Source organism: Bacteroidota bacterium, assembly GCA_034723125.1.
GTDB lineage: Bacteria > Bacteroidota > Bacteroidia > CAILMK01 > JAAYUY01 > JAYEOP01.
In genome coordinates, this window is the sequence record JAYEOP010000054.1 from 1 (window position 1) to 5,387 (window position 5,387).

The following is a 5,387-nucleotide window of genomic DNA, read 5'->3' on the forward strand; positions in this document are numbered from 1 at the left end:
TTTAATGAAAATTACTTTCAGTTTTTTAATAATAGTTCCATTATTAATAACGACAGCATCTACAATATTTGGGATTTAGGAGACAATACCATAGATACTTCAAAAACCTATGCTCATACCTACAGTAACTTTGATACTTTTAATGTAAAACTTACTACTTACTCAGAATTTGGTTGCAAAGATTCAATGGAAAAAACCGTTTATGTAAGACCTAATCCACAAACGAATTTTTACATTAACGATTCGACTCAATGCCTGTACAACAATTTATTCGTTTTTTCGGATAGTTCAAACATTGCTTACGGTACAATAAACTATTTATGGGATTATGGCAATAACAATGGCACCAATTCTCAAAACCCTGTTCACACTTATAGTAGCGATGATACTTTCCATGTAAAATTAGTTACTACCTCAAATTATGCCTGTAAGGATTCCATTAGCAAGTCGGTAATTGTCTTTCCAATGCCAAATGCAGGATTTAGCATAAATGATTCTAACCAGTGCTTATCGGGAAATAATTTTTCGTTCACCAACCTTTCCACAATAAATTCAGGTAACCAATATTTTAGCTGGGATTTTGGCGACAACGACACCTCAACTTCTCAAAACCCCTCACATTCGTATTTATCTTACGATACTTTTTTAATAAAGCTTAAAGTTGTATCAGATTTTAACTGTTCCGACTCAATTAATAAAAATATTTATGTCAACCCGCATCCGGTTTCCGATTTCAGTATTGATGATTCGGTTCAGTGTTTTAATTACAATAATTTTAATTTTACCAATCAAAGTAACATTCCCTATGGAAGCATGACTCACTTTTGGAATTTTGAAAATAATCAATCCTCCAACTCCACTAATCCATCAGTCAGCTATACTGTTCCTGACACTTTCTCTATTAAACTAACCTCTACATCAAATGAGGGATGCAAAGACTCAATAAGTAAAGCTGTTTACGTATTTCCAACTCCAAATTTATTATTTAGTTTTAATGACAGTGATCAATGCCTAAGCGGAAACTATTTTCAAATATCAAACTCATCAAACATTCAAAGTGGATTACAAACTTACCTTTGGAATTTCGGAGACAATGATACAAGCACCCAAATCAACACTTCACATTCTTACAGCTATGATGATACTTTTACTGTTATGCTCATTGCTAATTCAAACCTCAATTGTTCCGATACTCAAAGTAAAAAAGTAATCGTTTTTCCTATGCCTGTTGCAACATTTTCAATTGATGACAGTTCCCAATGTCTTAGAGGAAATGAATTTACTTTTATCAACCATTCTTCCATTACATCAGCCTCCTTAACCTACAAATGGGATTTTGATGATGGACAGTCGGATACAGCAAAAAACATCAATCATATTTTTGCAAATCATGATACTTTTACTGTACAACTTATGGCAACTTCATCTTTTGCTTGTCAAGATTCCATTAGCAAAGCTATTTACGTCCATCCCATGCCCGTTGCAGATTATTTTATTTGGGATACCTCCCAATGCTTTGAACGAAACGCTTTTGGATTTTCAAACATGTCATCCATTCCTTACGGAACAATGAGTTACAATTGGTTTTTTGGAGATGATTCAACATCAACAGAAACTGCTCCTGTACATAGTTATACTTATGCAGATACATTTGAAGTTAAGCTAATCACCACATCCGGACATGGATGCAAAGATTCTACATGGGGAGTAATGTATATTCACGTACATCCCGAGCCGGTAGCTGATTTTTTAATTAACGATAGTGCTCAATGCTTAAGTAACAACTTTTTTAATTTAACAAATACATCAAGCATTAGTTCAGGTAGCTTTACGCAAACATGGTATTTTGGAGACGGAAATGTTGATTCCGTTTTTAATTCTTCACACTCATTTTTAGATTATGACACTTTAAATGTGAGATTATTAATTGTATCGGATTGGGCTTGTAAAGATTCAATTGAAAAAACTGTTATCATTCATCCTATGCCTGTTCCTGATTTTATAATTGACACAGCCAGCCATTGTTTAAACAGTAATATTTTTAATTTTACCGATAAAAGTAGTATTCCCTATGGCAATTACAACCCTTTATGGTATTTCGGAGATTCGGATACCTCAACACAACAAAACCCATCACATTCCTATCTTTATTCTGATACATTCATTGTTAAATTATTAGCTACTTCCGATAATAATTGTAAAGATTCAATATTAAAAAACATTTTTATTCGTCCTATGCCTTCAGCTTCATTTTTAATTAATAACAATGACCAATGTTTTACAAATAATATATTTTCATTTACAAACAAATCAAATATTTCGTCAGGCAATCTTAATTATTTATGGGATTATGGAGACAGTATATTTTCCAATGACACAAACCCCGATTATTCTTATCAATACTTTGATACATTTTTTGTTAAATTAATAAGCACCTCCGGTTTTAATTGTGTTGATTCCCTGATAAAGCAGGTATTTGTAAGACCCATGCCAACAACCGATTTTAACATAAACGACTCCTTGCAATGCCTTTTAAATAATTATTTTGAATTTAATGATAATTCAACAATTCCTTACGGGCATTTCTCCAACACTTGGGATTTCGGAGATGGAAATTTGGATACCAACAAAAACACATTTCATTTATATCAAAAACATGATACTCTCAGAGTTCAACTTTTAATAACATCAAATTATGCGTGTAAAGATTCATTAACAAAAAAGGTGTATGTCCGACCTATGCCGATAGCCGATTTTGAAATTGATGACAGTTCTCAATGCTTTGAATTTAATTTTTTCAAGTTTTCAAACAAATCAACTATAGCTTACGATTTTTTAAACTATTCATGGAATTTTGGAGATCTAAATACAAGCATTTTTCCGAATCCAAATCACAGCTATTTAAATTATGATACATTTTTGGTACGGCTTATTGCAACATCTGATTATAATTGCAGGGATACTTTTGAAAAATCCTTGTGGGTGCATCCCATGCCGTTAGCCGACTTTGGCATAAACGATACCGACCAATGCTTTAGGAATAATGAGTTTAAGTTTGCAAATCAATCTTCAATTCCTTATGGTTCGGTTGGCTACCTTTGGAATTTTGGAGATTCAAACTTTGCAACTACGGAAAATGCTTTACATTCTTATAAATATGACAGTTTATTTACAATAAAACTTTTGATAACATCAGGGCAAGACTGTAAGGATTCCCTTGAAAAACAGATTTTTGTGCGACCAATGCCAGAAACAAAGTTTACGATAAATGATAATACTCAATGTTTGTCGGGTAATAATTTCATTTTTACCAATTCCTCATCAATTAAATATGGCTTATTATTTTATAAATGGAATTTCGGAAACGGGGATACATCAATAAATATAAATCCCTCTGTTATTTATAATCATGATAGTTCTTACCGCGTATTGCTGATATCAACTTCCAATAATTACAATTGTATAGATTCTATAGAAAAAAATGTTATTGTTTATCCAATGCCAGAAGTACATTTTTCTTACGAACGTCCCTGTTTGGTTGATACAACTGAATTCACCGACCTGTCAACTATTAACCAACCCGATGTGAATACACAATGGATATGGGATTTTGGAAATGGAAATTTTGCTACTTCACAAAACCCTTGGCATATATACACTATTTCAGGACTGTATGATGTGAAACTAAAAGTAATTTCAAATAATAATTGTGCCGATTCGCTTACGAAACAACTTAAGTTTTTTGAACAAGTGAATGCTCCAATACTTGACAGGGTAAGTGTTGAAGATGAAAGTATCCTTATTGAATTTAAAACTGTCAGCCTTGGTAATCCTATGGCTTATGTTATTGAAAAGTCAACAGATAGCCTGAACTTTTCGCAACTAATTCGTTTTGGACTTACTGATTTTGATTTTATTGATAAGCAAGTTGATGTATCATCACAATCCTACATTTACAGGATTAAAACAATTGATAGTTGTTATTTCCATAGTTCATACAGCAATATTGGCAAATCTATTTTATTACAAATTAATGAAAATAAAGAATATCCGGAATTAGTTTGGAACAAATACATGGATTGGCAAGCAGGTATCTCAGGCTACAATATTTTTACATGGAACGAAAAATTTCAATCATTCGGTTTATTATCAGCCGAAAATTCTACAAGCTATATTGATACACGCACCAATTTTAATCAGGAGAAGTATTGTTATTATGTTGAAGCTATCAGAAACGTGGACGGTAAAATCAGCAAATCAAATACTGCCTGTGTGGAAACACCTTGCAATCTTTACATCCCAAACAGTTTCACACCAAACGGTGATGGTTTGAACGATGAATTTATAGTTAAAGGAACTTATATCCTTGATTTTCAAATGCAGATTTATAACCGCTGGGGAGAGTTGGTTTTTGAAACAAATGATTATAAAAAAGGATGGGATGGGAAATATAAAGGAAGCAATTGTCCGGTTGGGGTTTATTTTGTACAGGTATTTGCAAAGGGTACGAACTCTCAAAAGGAAAATTTTAGTACAACAGTAAATTTGATAAGATAAAAAACAGTAGGCAGTCTTCAGTCCACAGTCAAGAACAGTCCTCAGTCGGCAGTCTTCAGCCAGCAGTCAAAAACAGTCAACAGTTCGCAGTCAAATTCCAAACAAACAAAAAGAAGTACTTAAAGTGCCTAGAGTGCCTAAAGTACTTAAAGTAATGTGTTACGAATAAACAACTTAATGACAATTAAATGACAGCGAAGCAAATGACCACTAAATGACTATTGAAACAAATAAACAATTCTTCTTTGCGTTCTTTGCGTCTTTGCGAGAAAACATAAACAACTCTCACAACAACAACCCATAAGGTCGTCATTGTGAGGGAGGTACGACTGCGACAATCTCGGGCTTTTTAGCAGAGGTAGTCAAAAACAGTCCTCAGTCGGCAGTAGGCAGTCTCCAGCCAGCAGTCAAATTTCGAATAAACAAAAAGAAGTACTTAGAGTTGAAAACTAAAAGGTAAAAACTAAAAGGTAAAAGTTATGTGTTACGGATAAACAAAAAGAAGTACTTAGAGTTAAAAACTAAAAGCTAGAAACTAAAAACTAAAAGGTTATGTGTTACGGATAAACAAAAAGAAGTACTTAGAGTACTCAGAGTTATGTGTTACGAATAAACAAATTATCAGTCGGCAGTCAAAAACAGTCCTCAGTCAGCAGTAGGCAGTCTTCAGTCAGCAGTCAAATTCCAAATAAACAGAACTTGCCCGTATGGATCATCAAATAAACAAATCAACAGATAAACAAATAAACAATTCTTTCATCAGATTGCCACAGTCGTTCCTCCTTCGCAATGATGATAAAAAACATAATTCGATGATAAAGAAACAAATA

1 protein-coding gene is annotated in these 5,387 nt (G+C 33.1%); it reads left to right on the plus strand.

Annotated elements, in window-relative coordinates:
• On the plus strand, positions 1 to 4,557 hold a 4,557-nt coding region (locus tag U9R42_01800), incomplete at its 5' end, for a PKD domain-containing protein (GenBank protein ID MEA3494747.1).
• Positions 4,558 to 5,387: the final 830 nt, after the last annotated feature.